18 protein-coding genes and 1 pseudogene are annotated in these 18,234 nt (G+C 65.0%); 10 read left to right on the forward strand and 9 right to left on the reverse strand.

Annotation, left to right across the window (positions count from 1 at the left end; genetic code table 11):
• Positions 1–774 carry a transporter substrate-binding domain-containing protein gene (locus IPK59_14330; protein ID MBK8159883.1) on the forward strand — a complete coding sequence of 258 codons (774 nt, stop codon included), beginning with the start codon at positions 1–3 and terminating at the stop codon, positions 772–774.
• 13 nt (positions 775–787) lie between these two features.
• Here the strand turns inward: IPK59_14330 and IPK59_14335 are convergent, their stop codons facing one another.
• Both IPK59_14335 and IPK59_14340 read right to left on the reverse strand, forming a co-directional pair.
• Positions 788–1,648: a hypothetical protein gene (locus IPK59_14335; protein ID MBK8159884.1), complete on the reverse strand. Its 861-nt coding sequence runs from the start codon at positions 1,646–1,648 to the stop codon at positions 788–790.
• A 133-nt stretch (positions 1,649–1,781) separates the two neighbouring features.
• Positions 1,782–2,675, reverse strand: a complete 894-nt coding sequence (locus IPK59_14340) for a LysR family transcriptional regulator (protein MBK8159885.1) — start codon at positions 2,673–2,675, stop codon at positions 1,782–1,784.
• A gap of 114 nt (positions 2,676–2,789) precedes the next feature.
• Between IPK59_14340 and betC the strand changes: the two genes are divergently transcribed.
• Positions 2,790–4,316: a choline-sulfatase gene (betC, locus tag IPK59_14345; protein ID MBK8159886.1), complete on the forward strand. Its 1,527-nt coding sequence runs from the start codon at positions 2,790–2,792 to the stop codon at positions 4,314–4,316.
• A 14-nt stretch (positions 4,317–4,330) separates the two neighbouring features.
• On the opposite strand, the gene IPK59_14350 is transcribed toward betC, so the two are convergent.
• Entirely contained in the window at positions 4,331–5,323 is a 993-nt protein-coding gene (locus IPK59_14350) for a zinc-dependent alcohol dehydrogenase family protein (GenBank protein ID MBK8159887.1), read from the reverse strand.
• Positions 5,324–5,438: 115 nt separating this feature from the next.
• On the opposite strand from IPK59_14350, the gene IPK59_14355 reads away from it, so the two are divergent.
• The 5 genes from IPK59_14355 to IPK59_14375 are packed head-to-tail and all read left to right on the forward strand — an operon-like array spanning position 5,439 to position 8,173.
• Positions 5,439–6,284, forward strand: a complete 846-nt coding sequence (locus tag IPK59_14355; GenBank protein MBK8159888.1) for a LysR family transcriptional regulator — start codon at positions 5,439–5,441, stop codon at positions 6,282–6,284.
• Positions 6,285–6,326: 42 nt separating this feature from the next.
• Entirely contained in the window at positions 6,327–6,668 is a 342-nt protein-coding gene (locus IPK59_14360; protein MBK8159889.1) for a winged helix-turn-helix transcriptional regulator, read from the forward strand.
• An 11-nt stretch (positions 6,669–6,679) separates the two neighbouring features.
• A complete protein-coding gene (locus tag IPK59_14365) occupies positions 6,680–7,117 on the forward strand; it encodes a YeeE/YedE family protein (GenBank protein ID MBK8159890.1) in 438 nt (145 codons plus the stop codon).
• Entirely contained in the window at positions 7,114–7,545 is a 432-nt protein-coding gene (locus IPK59_14370; GenBank protein MBK8159891.1) for a YeeE/YedE family protein, read from the forward strand. Before IPK59_14365 ends, IPK59_14370 begins: the two co-directional genes overlap by 4 nt.
• A gap of 13 nt (positions 7,546–7,558) precedes the next feature.
• Positions 7,559–8,173, forward strand: a complete 615-nt coding sequence (locus IPK59_14375) for a flavin reductase family protein (protein MBK8159892.1) — start codon at positions 7,559–7,561, stop codon at positions 8,171–8,173.
• A gap of 21 nt (positions 8,174–8,194) precedes the next feature.
• On the opposite strand, the gene IPK59_14380 is transcribed toward IPK59_14375, so the two are convergent.
• The 4 genes from IPK59_14380 to IPK59_14395 all read right to left on the reverse strand — a co-directional run bounded on the left by IPK59_14380 (position 8,195) and on the right by IPK59_14395 (position 11,663).
• Positions 8,195–9,055, reverse strand: a complete 861-nt coding sequence (locus IPK59_14380; GenBank protein ID MBK8159893.1) for a TIGR01459 family HAD-type hydrolase — start codon at positions 9,053–9,055, stop codon at positions 8,195–8,197.
• A 133-nt stretch (positions 9,056–9,188) separates the two neighbouring features.
• Positions 9,189–9,971, reverse strand: coding sequence for an EAL domain-containing protein (locus tag IPK59_14385; GenBank protein MBK8159894.1), 783 nt, complete (start codon positions 9,969–9,971; stop codon positions 9,189–9,191).
• Positions 9,952–10,539, reverse strand: coding sequence for a hypothetical protein (locus IPK59_14390; protein ID MBK8159895.1), 588 nt, complete (start codon positions 10,537–10,539; stop codon positions 9,952–9,954). The genes IPK59_14385 and IPK59_14390 overlap by 20 nt, the downstream gene beginning before the upstream one ends.
• Before the next feature lie 62 nt (positions 10,540–10,601).
• On the reverse strand, positions 10,602–11,663 hold the full coding sequence (locus tag IPK59_14395) for a quinone-dependent dihydroorotate dehydrogenase (protein MBK8159896.1): 1,062 nt from the start codon (positions 11,661–11,663) through the stop codon (positions 10,602–10,604).
• Positions 11,664–12,185: 522 nt separating this feature from the next.
• On the opposite strand from IPK59_14395, the gene IPK59_14400 reads away from it, so the two are divergent.
• The 3 genes and pseudogenes from IPK59_14400 to IPK59_14410 all read left to right on the forward strand — a co-directional run bounded on the left by IPK59_14400 (position 12,186) and on the right by IPK59_14410 (position 14,642).
• Positions 12,186–12,905 (forward strand): helix-turn-helix transcriptional regulator, encoded by a 720-nt coding sequence (locus IPK59_14400; GenBank protein MBK8159897.1) that lies wholly within the window; start codon positions 12,186–12,188, stop codon positions 12,903–12,905.
• Positions 12,906–13,000: 95 nt separating this feature from the next.
• Complete coding sequence (locus tag IPK59_14405) at positions 13,001–13,597, forward strand: hypothetical protein (protein MBK8159898.1); 597 nt, start codon at positions 13,001–13,003, stop codon at positions 13,595–13,597.
• A gap of 192 nt (positions 13,598–13,789) precedes the next feature.
• A pseudogene (locus IPK59_14410) lies at positions 13,790–14,642 on the forward strand (branched-chain amino acid aminotransferase).
• Between the two features lie 130 nt (positions 14,643–14,772).
• On the opposite strand, the gene IPK59_14415 reads toward IPK59_14410, so the two are convergent.
• Both IPK59_14415 and IPK59_14420 read right to left on the reverse strand, forming a co-directional pair.
• Positions 14,773–15,183, reverse strand: a complete 411-nt coding sequence (locus IPK59_14415; GenBank protein MBK8159899.1) for a tellurite resistance TerB family protein — start codon at positions 15,181–15,183, stop codon at positions 14,773–14,775.
• A gap of 106 nt (positions 15,184–15,289) precedes the next feature.
• Positions 15,290–18,088 carry an ATP-dependent DNA helicase gene (locus tag IPK59_14420; GenBank protein MBK8159900.1) on the reverse strand — a complete coding sequence of 933 codons (2,799 nt, stop codon included), beginning with the start codon at positions 18,086–18,088 and terminating at the stop codon, positions 15,290–15,292.
• Between the last annotated feature and the right edge of the window lie 146 nt (positions 18,089–18,234).

Raw genomic sequence — 18,234 nt, forward strand, 5'->3', positions numbered from 1 at the left:
ATGCGGTCCCTCCTCCTCATCCTGTTGGTGCTTTTGGCGCCGGCCCTGCCCGCCCCCTTTGCCCGTGCCGACGAACCGTTTCAACTCGTGGCCGAGGATGACTGGTTTCCCTATTCCGGCGAACGGAACAATGTGGCTGAGGGGATGGCCGTCGATCTGGTGCGTGCCGCCTATGACGCCGCCGGGCATCAGGTGACCTTCATCAGCCAGCCCTATGCGCGCTGTCTCGAGGAGGTGGAACAGGGCTTGCAGCTCGGCTGCTTCGACACGACACGGGAGCCGGAGAACGAGGCACGCTTCCTGTTCCACAAGGTGCCGCTGTTCGCAGCACGCATCGTGATCATCGCGCCGGTCGATTCAGCGGCGGCGGACCTCGTCGCCGGCGACCTCCAGGGTGAGCGCGTCGCCGTCACCAACGGCTATACCTATGGCGAGCCGTTCCAGAGCGATGCCACGGTCGACAAGGACGTGGTGACGTCGGATCTTGCGGTGCTGCGGCTGGTGGCACTGAGGCGCGCATCCTATGGCGTGATCTATGACCGGGTGATGGCCAGCCTTATCGCCGAAAACGCCGGGGAGCTGGGCGGCAAGGTGAAGGTGGTGGGTTTGCTGGCCGAGCCGGAGCTCTATGTTTCCTTCTCGAAGCAGCGGCCGGAGGCCGCCGAGGCGATGGCGGCCCTGGACCGGGGCATCGCCCTCATCAAGGCCAACGGCACCTATGCGGCGATCGAAGAGAGATGGGCGGCGCGCTTCAGCGTGGCTGGATCGCTCTAGCCGGGCTGGATCGTCAGTTCGCAGCCGACAGCAGATAGGCTTCCGCCCCTTCGAGATTGCGCACCGGATAGCCAAGATCGATCAGCACCGCGGCGAGCCAATGGGCTGCCGGACCTTCGGCGCCATCGGTCGCAAGATCGGTGTCGCGGTCGATGCCCTGCCCGTCGAGCCAGGCCTGGATCACGGCGCCGGGCTTGCGGTGGCCGTCTTCGGTGAGGAGATCGGGGGCTGATGCCGCCTTCAGCAGAACGAGACCATGGGCGGCCTCGGCAGGCAGGAGCGACCAATCATCGTGCCGCTCGACCACAAAATTGCCGGCCCCCAAAGGCGGCTGGATGGTGGGGAGGCCGGAAGCGAGAAGGGCCGGCAGGCCGCCATCGACCATGACGGTCTGGCCATGGCCGAGGGTGCGCAGCGCCCAGACCACCCGCGCATCTTCGCCCAAGGCCTGGAACGGGTCGGCCAGCACCACGACCGGCTGGTCGGCAGAGAGCCCGAGGGATTGGAGCCGCAGGGACAAAGCGGCGTAATCGGTCGACAGGCTGCCATCGGCAGAACTGAGGTCGCGCCAGCGGATCGGCTGGGCGTTCCTGACCGGGGAAGCTGTGCGGAGATCGGCATTGCGGGCATCGAGCACCAGGGCGCCGCTTGCCATGAGGGCGCGCGCTTCATCGACCGAGACCAGCCATTTCTGCTGGAAGCCGATCACATCGATGGCCACGGCTGGTGTGGCGGCGAGGCCCGTGAGGGTCGCGAGAGTTCCCACAGCGATCGGCGTGCCGGCGATAAAAGCGGCCGCAATCAGTGACTTGGGCTGAAAAAGACGACGAAAATTCATGATCTGCACCGTCCCGGAAACCGGTTGGCGGTTCACCCCTGTCCCCATGGCTTGCGCCAAAAAGGTCAGCACAGCGAACCCATCAGGCTGCTTTTAAACACTATCAGATCGATAGAGTAAAGAGAGAAATGCTTGGGGCGGCTTCAAGGATTTCTTGATGATGGGTCGCTCAGCCCGCCGCCTCGGCCAGGACCCAGTCGCGGAAAAGGCGCGCCGGGCGCGGCAGGCGCTCGCCGGCGCGTTCCACCAGATAGAAGGCTTCGCTGCTTTTGATCTTGGCGGCGAAGGGGGCGACCAGGTCGCCCTTGGCGAGGTAGGAATCGACGAAGCAGGAGCGGCCCAGCATGAAACCGCCGCCGCTGAGCGTGAGATCGACGGCGAGGGTCGCGGTGTCGAAGATGATGGTCGAGCTGTCGGTGACGGGGCCGGCCCCCCCGGCGCCGCGGAACCATTCCGGCCAACCTTCGGCAAAGCTCTGGATATGGATGAGGCGCTGCTGCTGCAGGAAATCGGGGGCGAGCGGCCGGTCCATCCCCGCAACCAGTTCCGGCGCGCAGACCGGGAACAGCCGGTCGCGGGTCAAGGGATAGGCGGCGAGGTCCGGCCAGGCGCCGATGCCGCAGCGGATTTCGAAATCGGCATCGCGGTCCAGCTCCAGCGGCGTCCAAAGGGCGGTCAGCAACCGCAGCCGCAGATGCGGCGCCTGTTCCAGAAAGCGCGGCAGACGCGGTGCCAGCCACAGATGGGCAAAGCCCGCCGTGACGCGGAGCGAGACCACATCCGGGCTGCGGCCATGAAACAGCTCATCGGTCCCCGCCCCCATGCGATCGAAGGCATCGCGCAGTACGGTGAGATAGGAAAGGCCGGCCTCGGTGAGGCTCAGCCCCTGCGCGCGGCGCAGGAACAGGGCTTGGCCGAGATGTTCCTCAAGGCCCCGCACCTGCTGGCTGATGGCAGCGGCGGTGACACCCAGTTCGGCCCCGGCCCGGGCGAAGCTCACATGGCGGGCCGCCGCCTCGAACGCGCGCAGCATGGCCAAGGGCGGCAGTTTCCGGAACGTCATCGGAGACTCAAGGCTAAGGTCGACTAAGCCTAGGACTCTAGTATTTATCGTTTGTCCCGGCCAGATACAAAGATGACACTTAGCGTATATCGATTTTCATGGGGAGCGACCGTCATGGCAGCCAGACAGCCCAATTTCGTCATTTTCATGCTCGATCAGTTGGCGCCGCAATTCATGCCGAGCTACGGCCATAAACTGGTCAAGATGCCGGCGATGCAGGCCTTCGCCGACAAATCGGTCGTGTTCGACGCGGCCTATTGCAACTACCCGCTCTGCGCCCCCGCCCGCTATTCCTTCATGTCCGGGCGCCTGCCCACCAAGATCGGCGCCTGGGACAATGCCGCCGAATTCGCGGCCGAGATCCCGACCTTCGCCCATCACCTCTCGGCGCTGGGCTACGACACCACCCTCTCCGGCAAGATGCATTTCTGCGGGCCGGACCAGCTCCATGGATTCCACCGCCGCCTTACCACCGATGTCTATCCGTCGGACTTCGCCTGGGTTCCCAATTGGGACCAGCCGGAGGCCAAGCTCGACTGGTTCCACAACATGGATGTCGTGCATCAGGCCGGCATCTGCACACGCTCGGCCTATCTCGATTTCGACGACGAGGTGGTGTTCCAGGCGAAACGCCATCTGTTCGACCTGGCCCGCAAAGGCGACGACAAGCCGTTCTGCCTCGTCGTCTCGCTGATCAGCCCGCACGATCCCTATCTCGCGCGCCGCGAACATTGGGATCTCTACCGGCATGACGATATCGACATGCCGAAACTGAAAGCCGGCTCCGTGCCGCTCGACCCGCACAGTCAACGCATTTCCAACGGCATCGGCATGCTGGATCCGGCCCCGAGCGAAGAGGCGATCCGCAATGCGCGCCACGCCTATTACGGCTCGGTCTCCTATATCGATGAACGCTTTGCCGATTTGATGCAGAGCCTCAATGAATCGGGCTTTGCCGACAACACCGTCACCATCGTCACGGGCGATCATGGCGACATGCTGGGCGAGCGCGGGCTGTGGTTCAAGATGAACTGGTACGAGAATTCGGCACGCATTCCGATGATCATCAACGGCCCCGGCATCAAGGCCGCGCGCGTGAAGGCCGCCGTCTCGCAGATCGACATCCTGCCGACGCTGCTCGATCTCGCCAGCAATGGCGCGCCCTTGCATGACGAGGTGATCACCGAGGGCCGCTCGCTGGTACCGCATCTCACGGGCGGGCAAGGTCATGACGAGGTGATCGGCGAATATATGGGCGAGGGGGCCAAGGCGCCCGGTGTCATGATCCGCCGCGGTCGCTACAAATTCGTGCATTTCCAGTCGGACCCAGACCAGCTCTATGATGTCGAGGCCGATCCGCTCGAGGTGACCAACCTCGCCAAGGATCCGGCGCATGCCGCGCGTGTCGCCGCCTTGCGCGCAGAGATTGCCAAGGGCTGGGACATGGAATCGATCCGGCAACAGGTGGTGGCCAGCCAGCGCCGCCGCCGCTATCTCAACGACATCATCCGCGCGCAGGGTGTGGCCTGGGATTACCAGCCGGTGGCCGATGCGCGGAATCTCTATATCCGCAACACCGTGCCGATCTTCGAGCTCGAAATGCGCTCGCGCTTTCCAGCGTTCAAGAAGGCTGCGGAGTAGACACGCGGAGGGGTCTACGCGATCTCGATGACGACTTTGCCTTTCGCATTTCGGTCTCGGACAGCAGCGTGGGCAGCTTCGGCCTCGGCCAGCGCGTAGCGCGTTGGATCGAGGCGCGGGCGCAGCCGGCCGGCTTCGGCGAGCCTGGATGCTTCGCTAAGAATCTCGCCATGATGGGCGCGGCCTTTACCGGTGAGGAGCGGCAACAAAGTAAAGACGCCGCTATAGCTCGCAGCCCGGAAGGAGAGCGGGGCCAGCGCATGCGTGCCCCAGCCAAGGCAGCTCACCACGCGGCCGGTATAGGGGCGCACAGCCGTGAAGGCCGCGTCGAGTGCCGCTCCGCCCACCGTGTCATAGACAATATCGAAACCCTCGCCACCGGTATGGGCGGCGACGATCTCCTCGACGGGGCTGTTGCGATCGATCGCCGTCGCGCCGTCAGCTTCGATGATGGTCTTTTTCGCGGCCGCATCGACCGCAAACACCTCGGCGCCGCGTGCCTTCGCCAATTGCGCGACCATGTGCCCGACACCCCCGGCGCCACCCAGCACCAGGACGCGCTCGCCGGCCCGCAGTTTCGCGCGGTCGATGAGACCCTCCCAGGCGGTGATGAAAATGAGCGGCAAAGCGGCCGCCTCACGCATCGGCATGCTGCCCGGTTTCACGGCAAGGAGATCGGCATCGACCGCGGCGAACTCAGCGAGCGAGCCTTGATGGCCACCGACGCCGCCGGTCATGCCGAAGACCTCATCGCCGAGGCGGAAGCGGGTGTCGCCATCGCCCACACCCGCCACCACGCCGGCAAGGTCGATGCCGAGGATGGCGGGCAACGGGTGGCGCGCATGGGAAGCCTCGCCGGCGCGGATCTTGAGGTCGAGCGGGTTGACGCCGCTGGCGCGAATGCGGACCAGCACCTGGCCGGGGCCGGCAACCGGGCGCGGCTGGTTGACCGATTGGAGCGGTGCTCCGGGGGCGGCGGCATGTTGGGCGCGCATCTCATTCGACATGGCCGTTTCCTTTGATTGAGCGGATAACCAAACCTGGCCCATGCGGGAATATTTACCAATCAACGAGATTGTATAATATCCATGCAAATTCGCATGATCCGGGCTATTGTTGCGCATGGAATGGAGCGATCTCAGGCTGTTTCTGGCCATTGCCCGGGCCGGCACGCTGGGGGCGGCGGGCCGCAAGCTCGGCCTCACCCAGCCGACCATGGGACGCCGCTTGCGCGCGCTGGAGCTGGCGTTGGGCCAGACCCTCTTGCAGCGCAGCAAGGACGGCTTCGTGCTGACCGATGAGGGCCAGGCGGTGCTGGTCCATGCCGAACGCATGGAGGAGGAAGCACTGGCGGTTGAGCGGGCCCTGGCCGGTGGTGCGCAACTTCAAGGGCAGCTGCGGGTCACGGCCTCCGACTGGTTCGGCGCCCATGTGCTGACGCCGATTTTTGCCGATTTCGTGAAAGGGAATCCGGGCGTCACGGTGGAACTGCTGACCGATCAGCGGCGCCTCAGCCTCGCGCGGCGGGAAGCCGATCTTGCCTTCCGCATCACGCCCTTCGAGGAGCCGGAAATTGTGCAGCGGAAAGTGCTGCGAATCGATTACGCGCTCTATGGACCATCTGGAACCGGAAAGGTGATGCGTGGCGACGGGCGCGGCCAGTCGCTGGTGACGATGGATGCGGCGCTCGGCAGCTTTCCCGACCTCACCTGGCTGCTCCTGATGCTGCCGCAGGCGCATATTGCCTTTCGCAGCAACAACCGCGATGTCCAGGCCCAGGCCTGCCGCGCCGGTGCTGGTCTTGCCGTGCTGCCGCGGCCGCTGGGCGATCAAGTTCCGGGCCTGGAAATCGTCGATCTGGGCGAAGCACCGCCCAGCCGCGATGTCTGGGTCGGCTATCACCGCGACTTGAGGCGCCTCGCGAGGCTGCGGGCGCTGCTCGATCACACCCTGCAGCGCCTAAGCTGATGCCGGCTTGACAGACGCCTTTATATTCGTATATTCGAATATATGAATAAAAAGACCAACATCGCCAAACCGACCGATCTCCTCGCCAAGGCCGGCGAGGCGGCGGCGTTTCTGCGCTCGCTCGCCCATGAGCATCGCCTGGCCATCCTCTGCGTGCTGGAGGACGGGCCCCTGAGCGTCGGCGAAATCGCGTTGGCGCTGGACCTCGCCCAGCCCAAGGTCTCGCAGCATCTGATGCGGCTGCGGGCCGAGGGGCTGGTGGCCACGGAACGGGCGGGGACGACGATCCATTACAGCGTCACCAGCGAGCCGGCGCGTGCCATCGCCGGGCTGCTGAAAGCGGCCTTCTGCCCGCCCGCCCGCAGAAGCCGCACGAAAAAGTAAGGAGACCGAATATGGACTGGACTGAATTCAACCCATTGGCAGCGCTGAGCGGCGGCGCGCTCATCGGGTTTGCCGCCCTCATCCTCTTCCTGGGGTTGGGCCGCATCGCCGGGGTGAGCGGTGTGCTCGGCCAGGTGCTGCAACGACCCGACAGCGAGACCGGCTGGCGCCTTGCCTTCCTCATCGGCCTGCCTGTGGGCGCGCTGCTGATGGCCAAGGTGCTGGGCGATGTGACGCCCCGTGTCGCCACCGGCACGCTCGGCCTCGTCGCTGCCGGCCTCCTGGTCGGCTATGGCACGCGCCTCGGTTCTGGCTGCACCAGCGGCCATGGCATCTGTGGATTGGCGCGCCTGTCGCCGCGCTCGCTGGTCGCGGTGCTGCTGTTCATGGCCAGCGCCATGGCGACCGTCTTCGTCACCCGCCACCTCCTCGGCGTGTCATCATCATGACGCGCATCATCACAGCCCTCCTCGCGGGCCTCATCTTCGGCGCCGGCCTTGCCCTCTCCGGCATGGCCGATCCGCAGAAGGTGCTGGCCTTCCTCGATCTCGGCGCCATCGCCACGGGTGGCTGGGATCCGAGCCTGGCCTTCGTGATGGGCGGCGGGCTCATCGTCACCCTGCCCGGCTTTGCCATTGCCCGGCGCCGCAGCCGGCCGGTCGTGGCTGAAACCTTCGCCTGGCCGACGGCCAGTGCCATCGACAAGCCGCTGATGGCAGGCGCCGTCCTGTTCGGCATCGGCTGGGGCTTGGCCGGCATCTGCCCGGGACCGGCCCTCACCTTGTTGGCGCTTGACGGCACCGCCGCCATCATCTTCTTTGGCGCGATGCTGGCCGGCATGATCCTCTTTGCCGCGCAGAAGCAGATCGGCCGCTGATCCGGAGAGCAGAATGTTTTACGAGCCGCGCCTCAAGAACAGCGGGTTGCAGATCGATCCGCTGAAGGCGCTGGTGGTGCCGCGGCCGATCGGCTGGATCAGCAGCGTCGATCTCGAAGGGCGGGTCAATCTGGCGCCGTTCAGCTTCTTCAACCTGGTGGCGAATTCGCCGCCGATCGTGATGTTCGCGCCCAACGGCCGCAAACCCAATGGCGAGATCAAGGATTCACGCCGCAATGTCGAGGCGACCGGCGCCTTCGTCGCCAACCTCGCCACCTGGGATCTGCGCGAAGAAATGAATGCGACCTCGGCCTCCCCGCCCGCCGGCACCGATGAGGCGGCCGTGAGCGGGTTGGCGATGGTGCCGTCCAGCATCGTGGCACCGCCGAGGGTTGCCGCCTCGCCGGTGGCGCTGGAATGCCGTTATCTGCGGACGGTGGAACTGCCGAGCGACGATGCGGATGAGCCCAATGCCGTGCTGTTCGGCGAGGTGATCGGCATTCATATCGGCGATCATCTCATCGCGGATGGCCGCGTCGACATCACCAAGGCAAAACCCATCGCCCGCATGGGCTATTCGCTCTATGCCGTGATCGACGAGACGTTCCGGATGGTCCGGCCGGGGTAAGATTGTCTCTCGATTGGGGCGCTACCACGCCAGATAGGACAGCGCGTAATCCGGCTGCGGGCCGCCTTCGGCGAGGCGCGCCAGGGCGTCCTGGTCAAGCACGGTGCCTTCCAGCAGCTCGGTGTGATGAATGCCGCCGGCGATGAGCAGTGATTTGGCGCCCACCCCCTTGGCGCCGGCGACGTCGGTGCGCAGCGCATCGCCGATGCCCAGCACCCGCCTGGGATCGGTAATGCCGAAATCCTTGAACGCGCGGCGATAGATGCCGGGATAGGGCTTGCCTTCGATGATGACCTTGCCGCCCATCTCCCGGTAGGCTTCCGCGATGGCGCCGGCGCAGATCTCGGCGATGCCGCCGCGATGCACGATGAGATCGGGATTGGCGCAGACCAAGGGCAGTTTCCGCGCGCGGGCCGTCTCCAGCACCGGCATGAAATCGGCCACCATATCATTGGGGCTGTCGACGCCGATCACCAGCACGAAATCGGCTGACGAGACATCGTCCACAGCACTCACCTCAAGCCCGTCAAGGAAGGAAAGATCCTGCCCGCCGACGATCTGATAGACGCGGGACCCCAGGGCCGCGTAGTCCGGCTGGTCCTTCCTGGCGATATGATTCCAGACTTCCTCGCCCGAGGTGTAGAGGCCGGCATAGAGCTCGTCGGCGATGCCGATCTCGCGCATGCGCGGACGAACCACCTCGATGCGGCGCGGGGCGTTGGAGACGAGCGCCACCTTGATTCCGGCCAGCTTCAACTGTCGCAGCGCCTCAAGGGCCGCCGGATAGGCGGCGATGCCGTCATGCATGCAGCCCCACAGATCCATCACGACAAGGTTGATATCGTCGATGATGGCGCCAAGGCCATTCGGGAAACGAGTCATGGTTTGAGTACCTTCGGTCTATTATTTACGTCATGCCCGGACTTGGTCAGGGCATCCACGACTTTCTTGTCGCTGGCAAACTCGTGGATGCCCGTGCCGAGCACGGGCATGACGGATCGGTGGTTGTGTAACATCAGTGAATGGCGCTGGTTTCGGCCCGCGCGATGCGTGGTTCGCCGAACAGATAGCCCTGGCCGTAATCAAGATGCATGTCGAGAAGCTCGAGCAGCATCGGTTCGGATTCGACATGGTCGGCGATGAGATCGATGGCGAAGGAATCCAGCATGCGCTTGAACTCCTGCGGGTCTTCGCCCAAGGCACCGGCGCGTGCCGCAGCGATCAGGCGTTCGGCCTCGATCTTCATGAAGCGGAAATGATGGCTGGAGAGCTGCGACGGGTTGATGTCGAAATGGGTGACCTGGTCGAGGCTGAAGCGATAGCCGAGCTGTGCCAGGCGATCGAGATCGCGCAGCAGGGCCTCGTCGGCCATCTCCATCGCCCGCTGGGAGAATTCAAAGACGATGGCAGGGGCCAGTTCCGCATTCTGCGCCATGAGGTTGATGAACTCGCGGAAGAAGTCGCGATCGGCCAGCGTATGATGCGAGATGTTGAGGAAGAAGCCGACACTGGCATTCGATTTCCGGATCCGGCGCAGGGTCTGGATGCAGCGAAAGAGCTGCATGTTGTCGATGGCGGTGACCAGGCCATGGCGTTCGGCAAGGTCGAGATATTGTTCCGGCGTGAGCACGCGGCCATCCGAGATGCGCACGCGTGAGAAGCATTCGAAGAAGCGGCGCTTGCGCTGTGGCAAGGTCACCACCGGCTGCAAGGCAAGTTCGACGCCGTTCTCGCGCAGCCCATCGCGCAGCGCATCCAGAATCTCGTCCTCAGCCAGGTCATAGGCGATGGGTGGCATCGGCAGGCTGGCGCTGCCGCCGGCCGGCGATGCGGGGCATGGCGGGAGCGGAAGGCATCGCAGCGTTGGGCGGCGTGGTCGCGGCGATGCCGGGCGATGCCGAGGCGGGAGCAGGTGACGCGGCTTTTGGCGCGGCAACAGCAGGCTTCACCGCCGCCTTGGCGGCCACTTTGTTGGGCGCGCCGGTGCGGGCGGTGTAGAGCTGCTCGATGAGGGTCTGCAGCACCTTCACCTCATTGACGACATCGCCCACATCCTGCTGCGGCGAGGTGGCGAGGTTGGCCAAGGTCGCGCGCAATTGCAGCATGTCGTCTTCGAGCTTGCGCTGATCGCGGAGAATATCGGTCAGCATGCGGTTGAGGTCGCCCAGCGATTGCGCCTGGACCCGGTGGTGGCCCTTGGCGAGCGCTGCCTGATGCAGCAGCGCGCCCGCCATCACCACGAAGCCGCCGGCGATGGCGCCGAGGATCGGCGAGACGCTCGGCAGGAATTCGGGCAGCCAGAAGGCCAGCACAACCGCCGCCAGCGCATAAAGCAGGAAGATGAGGATATGAGCGCGTGCCGTCATGGGATAGCACTAGCCTTTGCTTGGTTAAGACGATGTTAAGATAGCGGCGGGCGACAGGTTCATCATCTGTGATCTGCGCCGATGGCGTCGGAAATCGTGGCAAAGCCATCGGCCGCGAGCAAGGCGGGCAGGTCGCCGGCAAGACGCGCCGCGAGGCCCGGCCCCTCATAGACCATGGCGGAGTAGATCTGCACCAGAGAGGCACCGGCGCGGATCTTGGCATAGGCGTCCCTCGCGGTGGCGATGCCGCCGACGCCGATCAGCGGCAGCTTGCCCTCGGTGAGCTGGTACATGCGGCCGAGCAGGGCGGTCGACGGGGCGAACAGCGGCGCCCCGGAGAGGCCGCCCGTTTCACCGGCATGGCGGGTCGCCAGCAAAGGCGGCCGGGCGATGGTGGTGTTGCTGATGATGAGACCGTCCAGCCCTGAGTCCTGCGCCACGGCGGCGATGTCGCGCTGGTCATCATCGGTGAGGTCGGGGGCGATCTTCAACAGCAGTGGCGGGCGGACCGCGAGCAGGTTGCGCGCGGCGCGGGTGCGGAAGATGAGATCTGCCAGCGGTTCCTTGCCCTGGAGCGCGCGCAGCCCCGGCGTGTTGGGCGAGGAGACATTGATCACGAGATAATCGGCAAGCGGCCCCAATCTTGCCACGCCCAGTTCGTAATCGGCGGCGGCGTCGGCCGTTTCCTTGTTCTTGCCGAGATTGACGCCGACGATGCCGGCCTTGGGGTCGCGGCCGGCAAGACGTGCCGCCACAGCGTCCATGCCGTCATTGTTGAACCCCATGCGGTTGATGACGGCGCGGTCCTCGATTAGGCGGAAGAGGCGCGGGCGCGGATTGCCGGCCTGGGGGCGCGGGGTAACGCTGCCGATCTCGACGAAGCCGAATCCCAAGCCGAGCGCGCTGCGATAGCATTCGGCATTCTTGTCGAAGCCGGCGGCCAGCCCGATCGGGTTGGGAAAATCGAGCGACCAGAGGCTTTGCCGCAAGGCCGGCTGCGGTGCTGCACCAGGCCCTACGGGTCCGGCACCCAGCAGACGGACGGCCAGGCGATGTGCCCGTTCCGCCTCGAGCTGGAACAGGGCCGGCCGCAGGAGCCGATAGAGGGAATCCGGGAAAGTCATGATGTCCTGATGGGAAAGTCCTGATGGGAAAGTCCCGATGAGAAAGTACCGATGTGAAAGTACCGGGCGACGCCTGATTGCGATCACCGAGCTATAGAAACTTGGCAAAGGGACAAGAGCCACGCCGCGTCGGTTGGGAATAAAGCACTCGTCCGCTGCATAATACAACTTGGGCGGGATGCCGGCGCGATCTCGGAATGGGCCGGGATGGGCTCAAATAAACGTTTGCCGGGCTGCGGATACTTAGGCGGGACAAGGGAATCGGCATTCATTCTTAAGGGCCCTTGAGAATTATTCTGATCTGATTATTTGTAAATGAACTGTTCTTTCTATGGGTTTCCTAGGTTAAACTAGGTTCGCTAATCGTTGGTGATCGCCTGTCTTCGGGGGGGGACGGCAAGCTGGCGGAACATGGTCCTGGATCAGGAATGATTCAGGTCTCAATTGAAATAAAGGAGACGCTTCGTCCTGGGGCTGCGGCAAGCGCGTCGTATTCTGGCTTGATTTTTAGGAGAAGCGATCGTGTCAGTTCCCATGTTGCAGCATGCCGATGTCTGGCGTGGTATCGATAAACTTGCCGCCAAACACGGCCTTTCGGCGTCAGGTCTCGCGCGTCGTGCTGGATTGGACCCGACCGCTTTCAACCCCTCGAAGCGCATCACGCGCGAAGGCCGCCCACGCTGGCCATCGACCGAATCCCTCTCCAAAATCCTGACTGTGACCGGCGAGCCCTTCGTCGATTTCGTGCTCCTCACCGGCGCCAGCGGCAGCGATGCCAGCAGTAACGGCCATGGCGGTGCAGCCGGGTTCGACCAGCCGGCCGCTGGCGGGCGCGTCGTGGCGCGGACCCCGGCGAACCGGGCCATTCCCGTCATTTCCCTGGACCGGCTCGCAGCCGGCGATTGCTTCGACAGTGCCGGCCAGCCGACTGGTCCGGAATGGGGCCATCTCGATTTTGCCGGCGCGACCGGGCGCGAGACCTTCGGGGTGGAAGTCACCGGCGCCGATTTTGACCCGGTGTTTCGCGACGGCGATACGCTGATTGCCTCCCGTGCCGCCGAGGTTCGGCGCAATGACCGCATCATCGTCGTCACCGCGTCCAACCATGTGCTGGTGCGCAAGGTCGCCCGTCACGATGCGGACGGCTATTACCTGGAGGCGATCCGCCAGCCGGGACAGCCGCAATTCGTGCCGCAGGAGCAGGTTCGCTTCGCCGCTCGGATTCTGTGGGTCAGCCAGTAAGTCCCTGAATGTGACCGCGAGCACTTGCGGCAAGGGCATTTGACGCCCATATATGTTCCTGTTATGTTCTATCCGCGAACAACAGGAGCAGGGCCATGGCCCGGAACCCCGGTATCGAAACAGAAAAAAGCAGATCCGAGGCGCTGCATGTCCAGGCGGCCTTCGACTTCCTGCCCCAGGAAATGCGGCACCGGATGCGTTTCAAGGATGTGCTGCAGGCCGGCCGTGCCGATCTCCGGAACCACTCCCGCCTGATCGACCGGCAGGTCGTCGGCATCGGGTCGCGCATCGCCGCTGCGCGCCTGCGTGAAATCCTCAGGCCCGCTGATGAGGTCGCAGCTGGGTGGGCGCAGTCGGCGCCAGGCATGAATATGCCGGAAGGTGCCGCGGCGGAGACCAAAAGCCTGGAGATGGACGCCATGACCACCGATACAGGATTAATCTCGCAGGCAAGGTCGAATACGGTGGCGCTGGCTCAGCAGCGCGAGATCCTGCGCGAGATCGGCACCGCGGTGTTCTACTTCCGCGATGAAGACGAAACACCGTCCACCAGCATAGGGATGCAGCGCCTGCATCCGCGGCCCCTGCCGGCGCGCTATTATGGCGCCCCGCCGCAACAGGCCGGTGCCGCCGTTACCCTGGCGCGCGATTCCGGCGATCGGGTATCGGCCCCGTCGCGCAGGATCGCCTGAAACGAGCGAGCCGTCGCGGCGTGCTACACCTGCTGCCCGCGCAGATTGCCGCAGCTGCGGCATGCCACGGACCTTGACGCGCCGGGAAGAAGCGTCCTAGCGTTTCACTCTGGTATCCGATGATCCTTGCTGCCGACGCCGCGATGGCGCGATGGCGCGCTTTTCAGGATCTTCTCGAGAGTGAGGTTCGCCATGGAACAATGGCATTTCGTTGACGGCAAATGGGTGACCGGCAATCCGCCCTTGATGCGCGCGTTCGATCACGCGACCTGGCTGATGGGCGGCATCTTCGACGGCGCGCGCGCCTTCGATGGCGTGACACCGGATCTCGATCTCCATTGCCGCCGTTCCGTCCGCTCCGCCACCAATGTCGGTCTACGTTCACCCCTGTCGGCCGGCGAGATCGAGGAGATCTGCCGCGACGGCATCGCGCGCTTTCCGCGCGGCAGCCATCTCTATATCCGTCCGTTCATGTGGTCGGAAAGCGGCTGGATGGCGCCGGACCCGGCCAGCACGCGCATCTGCATTTCCGTCGTGCTCGAACCGCTGCCCGAACCAAAGGGGGCGAGTGCCATGATCTCTCGCTTCCGCCGGCCCTCGCCGGAAACGGCGCCGACCGATGCGAAGGCCGTTTGCCTCTATGCGCAGGCGGGCCGGGCGTCGGGGGAAGCACGCGCGCGCGGCATCGACGAAGCAGTCATGCTGGATCCGCTCGGCAACATCGCCAGAATTCGCCTCCGCCAATCTGTGGATCGCCGAGGATGGCGCCGCGATCACGCCGGCCGCCAGCGGCTGTTTCCTCAACGGCATCACGCGCCAGCGGCTCATCCGCCTGTTCAACGCGGCGAAGATTCCGGTCTATGAACGGACGCTGACGCCCAAGGACATCCTGGAATGCGACGAGCTGTTCTCATCGGGCAATTTCGGCAAGGTGATGCCGATGACCTCGATCGAGGACCGCAAGCTGGAGATCGGCCCGATCTTCCGCCGCGCCCGCGAACTCTACATGGACTTCGCTCATGGCGGGCTGAGGTCGGCGGCGTAGCAACTTATCAACTCAATCGTCATCCCCGCACTTGGTGCGGGGATCCACGAGTTTCCATCATCCACTCAATAAAGTCGTGGATGCCCGGGCCAAGCCCGGGCATGACGAGAGTTTCTAGCTGAGAAAATTCTTAGACCGTCAGATGCCGTGCACGCGCGCCGCGTTCGATGGCGGCGGCGACGAGTTTGCCGATCTTCAGTTCAAAGCGGATGAGGTCGAGGAGGCGCGCTTCTTCCGCCGTCATCTGGCTGTCGGCGGCCGCGACGTCGCAGGCCAGCGCATAGGCGGTCTCGCGCAGCTTCTCCGGCAGGCTCTCGCCGATTTTCTTCAGCACGGCGTCCAACCCATCCGTGCCGCTCAGCAGATCGACGCAGGAGGCGGCGGTCTTGGCGATCTTGGCGCGGTCGTAATCGCGGAACACCGGCAGATGGCCGACCATGTCGCCGATCGAGGACATTTCCGCATCCGACATGTCGCGGTCCGCCGCGGCCATGAGCACCATGGTGTAGATCAGCGCGGCATGATGATTGAGAGCAGCCATAATTTTTCAGATCCTATTGCTTAACCCATGAACAGGCGGGACGCCCGAAATCGCCGGAACAATAGCGGCGGTGCCGGTTGCGCTCAACCCCCCGGTTGCCCCAGCGTCAGTCCTGGGAAACCGGCAATTCCTTAACGTTTTCAGCCAGAAACGCCGCCGTCTGCTCGATGACGGCCTTGAGGCCAATGCGTTCCACCGTCACATCGGCCGGAAATGCGGTGAGCAGGCGGGATGGCATGGCCTTGTCGAGCAGCACGAATACGCCGTGGTCGTCGGCGCGGCGGATGAGGCGCCCGAAAGCCTGTTTGAGCTTGAGGCGCGTCAGCTGGTCCTCATAGGCGGTGCCGCCGAAGGCCTGTTTCCGGGCACGATGGAGGAGGTCGGGGCGCGGCCAGGGCACGCGGTCGAAGACGATGAGGCGGAGCGCATTGCCCGGCACATCGACGCCGTCGCGCACCGCATCGGTGCCCAGCAGGCAGGCATCGACATCGCCGCGGAAAATGTCGATGAGGGTCGCGTTGTCCATGGCATCGACATGCTGTGCGAGGAGATTGAGCCCGGCGCCTTCGATGGCAGGTGCGATGCGCCGATGCACCTCGCGCAAGCGCTGGATCGCTGTGAAGAGGCCCAAGGCACCACCGCGCGCCGCCAGGAACAGGGTGCGATAGGCGGACGCCACCTGCGCCATGTCGTCCTTGTCGAGATCGGTCACGATGAAGACGCGCGTCTGCTTGGCGTAATCGAAGGGCGAGGGCACGCGCAGGCGATAGGCCGGCAGCGGCAGATGATTGGTGCCGGCGCGCACCTCGGCGCCCATCCAGGATTGCTCCGACCCGCTGCCATCGGTGAGGGTCGCCGAGGTCACGACGATGCCGTGGGCGGGCTTCATCACGGCTTCGGCAAAGGGGCGGGTGGGATCGAGGAAATGGCGGTACATGCCGACATCAAGCTCGCGCCCGTCGATCCGCTCCAGGCCGAACCAGTCGACGAACATGGGTGCGTCCTGCAGCGGATCGGGTAGCTGTTGCGTCGAGAGCGCCTTCAGCATCGCGCGCCAGGCGCCGATCTCCATGTCGCCGCGCCGCTGCAGCCCGCGCGCCATGGCGTCGATGCGCTGGCGTTGCGCGGATTCGAGATCTTCGGCTTCATCATCGAGGCGGCGCAGGAGTTTGGCAGCGAGTTGCAGCATCGGTTCCATGAGGGCGCTGAGTGCGCGATCAAGCGCGACGCTCGCCAGGGCAACATCCGGCTCCAGCGGCGCGCAGGCGCATTCGAGTGAATAGCCGCTGCGCGGGGCTGTTGCGCGCGCCAGCACCTGGTGGCGCACGGTGATCAGAAATTTTTCGGCAGCACCCATCGGTTGGCCATCGGCCATGCGCTGCTGCCAGCCTTCACCGGCCAGTGACTTCGCGGCGGCCAGAATGTCGTCGACCAGAGCCGGCATGTCGGTGTCGTCAAGGATGAGATCATCGAGGCGGCGTTTCAAGCCGCGCGCACGGCTTGAGCGGCCGCCCTCGGCGCCGAGCAGCCAGCGGCGGAGATCCGACATCTCCTGTCCGGTGAGATGGGCCGCGAAGGCGCCGTCCGTGGCGCTGAACAGATGATGGCCTTCGTCGAACACATAGCGGGTGGGGAGGCGCTGATCCTCGCCGCCACCCATCGCGGCTTGAATCATGACGAGGGCATGATTGGCGATGACGATCTCGGCCTTCTTCGCGCGGCGGGCAGATCGTTCAATGAAGCAGCGTGTATATTGAGGGCAGGCGGCATAGATGCATTCGCCGCGCCGGTCGGCCAGGGCATAGCTGCGACCCTGGCCGATGAGGTCCGGCAGCCAGCCTGGAAAATCGCCGCCGACCATGTCGCCGTCGCGGGTCTGCATCGCCCAGCGCGCGACCAGGCCGAAGGCCACGGCATCCATGGGCCGACCGGAAATCCCGCCGCCCATTTCGGCAAGATTGAGGAGGCAGAGATAATTCTCGCGCCCCTTGCGGATGACAACCTTCTGCGCCTTCTGCGCGGGATTGGGATAGAGCCGGTCAAGCTCGCCGTCGATCTGGTGCTGGAGATGGCGCGTGTAGGTGCTGATCCAGACGGGCCCCTGATTGCGCGCCGCCCAGATGCTGGCGGGCGCGATATAGCCCAGCGTCTTGCCGACACCGGTGCCGGCTTCGGCGAGGACGACATTGGGAGCCCCGTCTTCCGAGCGCGGCACGAAAGCCGGCGTCAAACCGGCGGCGAAATCCGCCTGTGCGGCGCGCTGCTCGGCACCTTCGCCGATGAGCTCGGCCAAGCGCCGCCGCGTTTCTTCCGCCGTGATGGGGAGGTGATCGGGTTCCGGCGGCGGGGCGCCGTCGGCCCATTCGGGCAAGTCGTCCCAGACGGCAACACCCGGCGCAGTGACGCCCCCCTCGGCCTGGAAGTCGAGGGCGCGCAGCACGAAAGGCCCCCAGGCCCAGCCGGCCTTGGCCATCGCCCAGGCGAGACCCGTCGTGCGGCGACGCTGGCGGCCAAGGGCAGAGAGTTCCACCAGCAGCAGCCGCGCGCTTTCATGAAGCAGTCTTGCTTCCAGCAGCGGGTCGTGGTGGGGCGGCACGGTCTGGCCGAGGACCTCGGCGATGCCCTTGGGCGTCGGCAGGCAGAAACTCGCCGGGCGCACGAAGGCATAAAGCTCAAGTAGATCGAAGGCCGCGAAGCGCTCGACCTTGAGGCGCCGTGCCGTGGCCGGGGCATGGACCACCAGCGGCGCCCGCGCCCGGGCGGACAAAGCGGCGGTGCCATGGCTGACACGCTGCGGCGCCCCGCGCCCCTGATCCAGCCAGGCCGCCTCGGCGTGGAAGGCGACCAGGGCGGGCAGGGCGCCAAGCGACAGCGTGGCCGGGGAGGATGTACCGGTTTCGTTCATCACGCCGCTTTATGGACCAGGGAAGGGCCAGGATCAATTGAGAAGGTCCCCTCACCCCAACCCTCCCCCCGCTATCGCGGGGCGAGGGAGTTTCCAACGAGTTTGGCTCAGAGCCCCTCGCCCCGTTCTTGCGGGGAGAGGGGTTG

This window comes from Rhodospirillaceae bacterium (assembly GCA_016712715.1).
GTDB lineage: Bacteria > Pseudomonadota > Alphaproteobacteria > Dongiales > Dongiaceae > Dongia.

Coding starts and splice junctions, on each gene's coding strand:
- IPK59_14330 (MBK8159883.1), top strand. CDS start 1: ATGCGGTCCCTCCTCCTCATCCTGTTGGTGCTTTTGGCGCCGGCCCTG.
- IPK59_14340 (MBK8159885.1), bottom strand. CDS start 2,675: ATGACGTTCCGGAAACTGCCGCCCTTGGCCATGCTGCGCGCGTTCGAG.
- betC (MBK8159886.1), top strand. CDS start 2,790: ATGGCAGCCAGACAGCCCAATTTCGTCATTTTCATGCTCGATCAGTTG.
- IPK59_14350 (MBK8159887.1), bottom strand. CDS start 5,323: ATGTCGAATGAGATGCGCGCCCAACATGCCGCCGCCCCCGGAGCACCG.
- IPK59_14355 (MBK8159888.1), top strand. CDS start 5,439: ATGGAATGGAGCGATCTCAGGCTGTTTCTGGCCATTGCCCGGGCCGGC.
- IPK59_14360 (MBK8159889.1), top strand. CDS start 6,327: ATGAATAAAAAGACCAACATCGCCAAACCGACCGATCTCCTCGCCAAG.
- IPK59_14365 (MBK8159890.1), top strand. CDS start 6,680: ATGGACTGGACTGAATTCAACCCATTGGCAGCGCTGAGCGGCGGCGCG.
- IPK59_14370 (MBK8159891.1), top strand. CDS start 7,114: ATGACGCGCATCATCACAGCCCTCCTCGCGGGCCTCATCTTCGGCGCC.
- IPK59_14375 (MBK8159892.1), top strand. CDS start 7,559: ATGTTTTACGAGCCGCGCCTCAAGAACAGCGGGTTGCAGATCGATCCG.
- IPK59_14380 (MBK8159893.1), bottom strand. CDS start 9,055: ATGACTCGTTTCCCGAATGGCCTTGGCGCCATCATCGACGATATCAAC.
- IPK59_14385 (MBK8159894.1), bottom strand. CDS start 9,971: ATGCCACCCATCGCCTATGACCTGGCTGAGGACGAGATTCTGGATGCG.
- IPK59_14390 (MBK8159895.1), bottom strand. CDS start 10,539: ATGACGGCACGCGCTCATATCCTCATCTTCCTGCTTTATGCGCTGGCG.
- IPK59_14395 (MBK8159896.1), bottom strand. CDS start 11,663: ATGACTTTCCCGGATTCCCTCTATCGGCTCCTGCGGCCGGCCCTGTTC.
- IPK59_14405 (MBK8159898.1), top strand. CDS start 13,001: ATGGCCCGGAACCCCGGTATCGAAACAGAAAAAAGCAGATCCGAGGCG.
- IPK59_14415 (MBK8159899.1), bottom strand. CDS start 15,183: ATGGCTGCTCTCAATCATCATGCCGCGCTGATCTACACCATGGTGCTC.
- IPK59_14420 (MBK8159900.1), bottom strand. CDS start 18,088: ATGAACGAAACCGGTACATCCTCCCCGGCCACGCTGTCGCTTGGCGCC.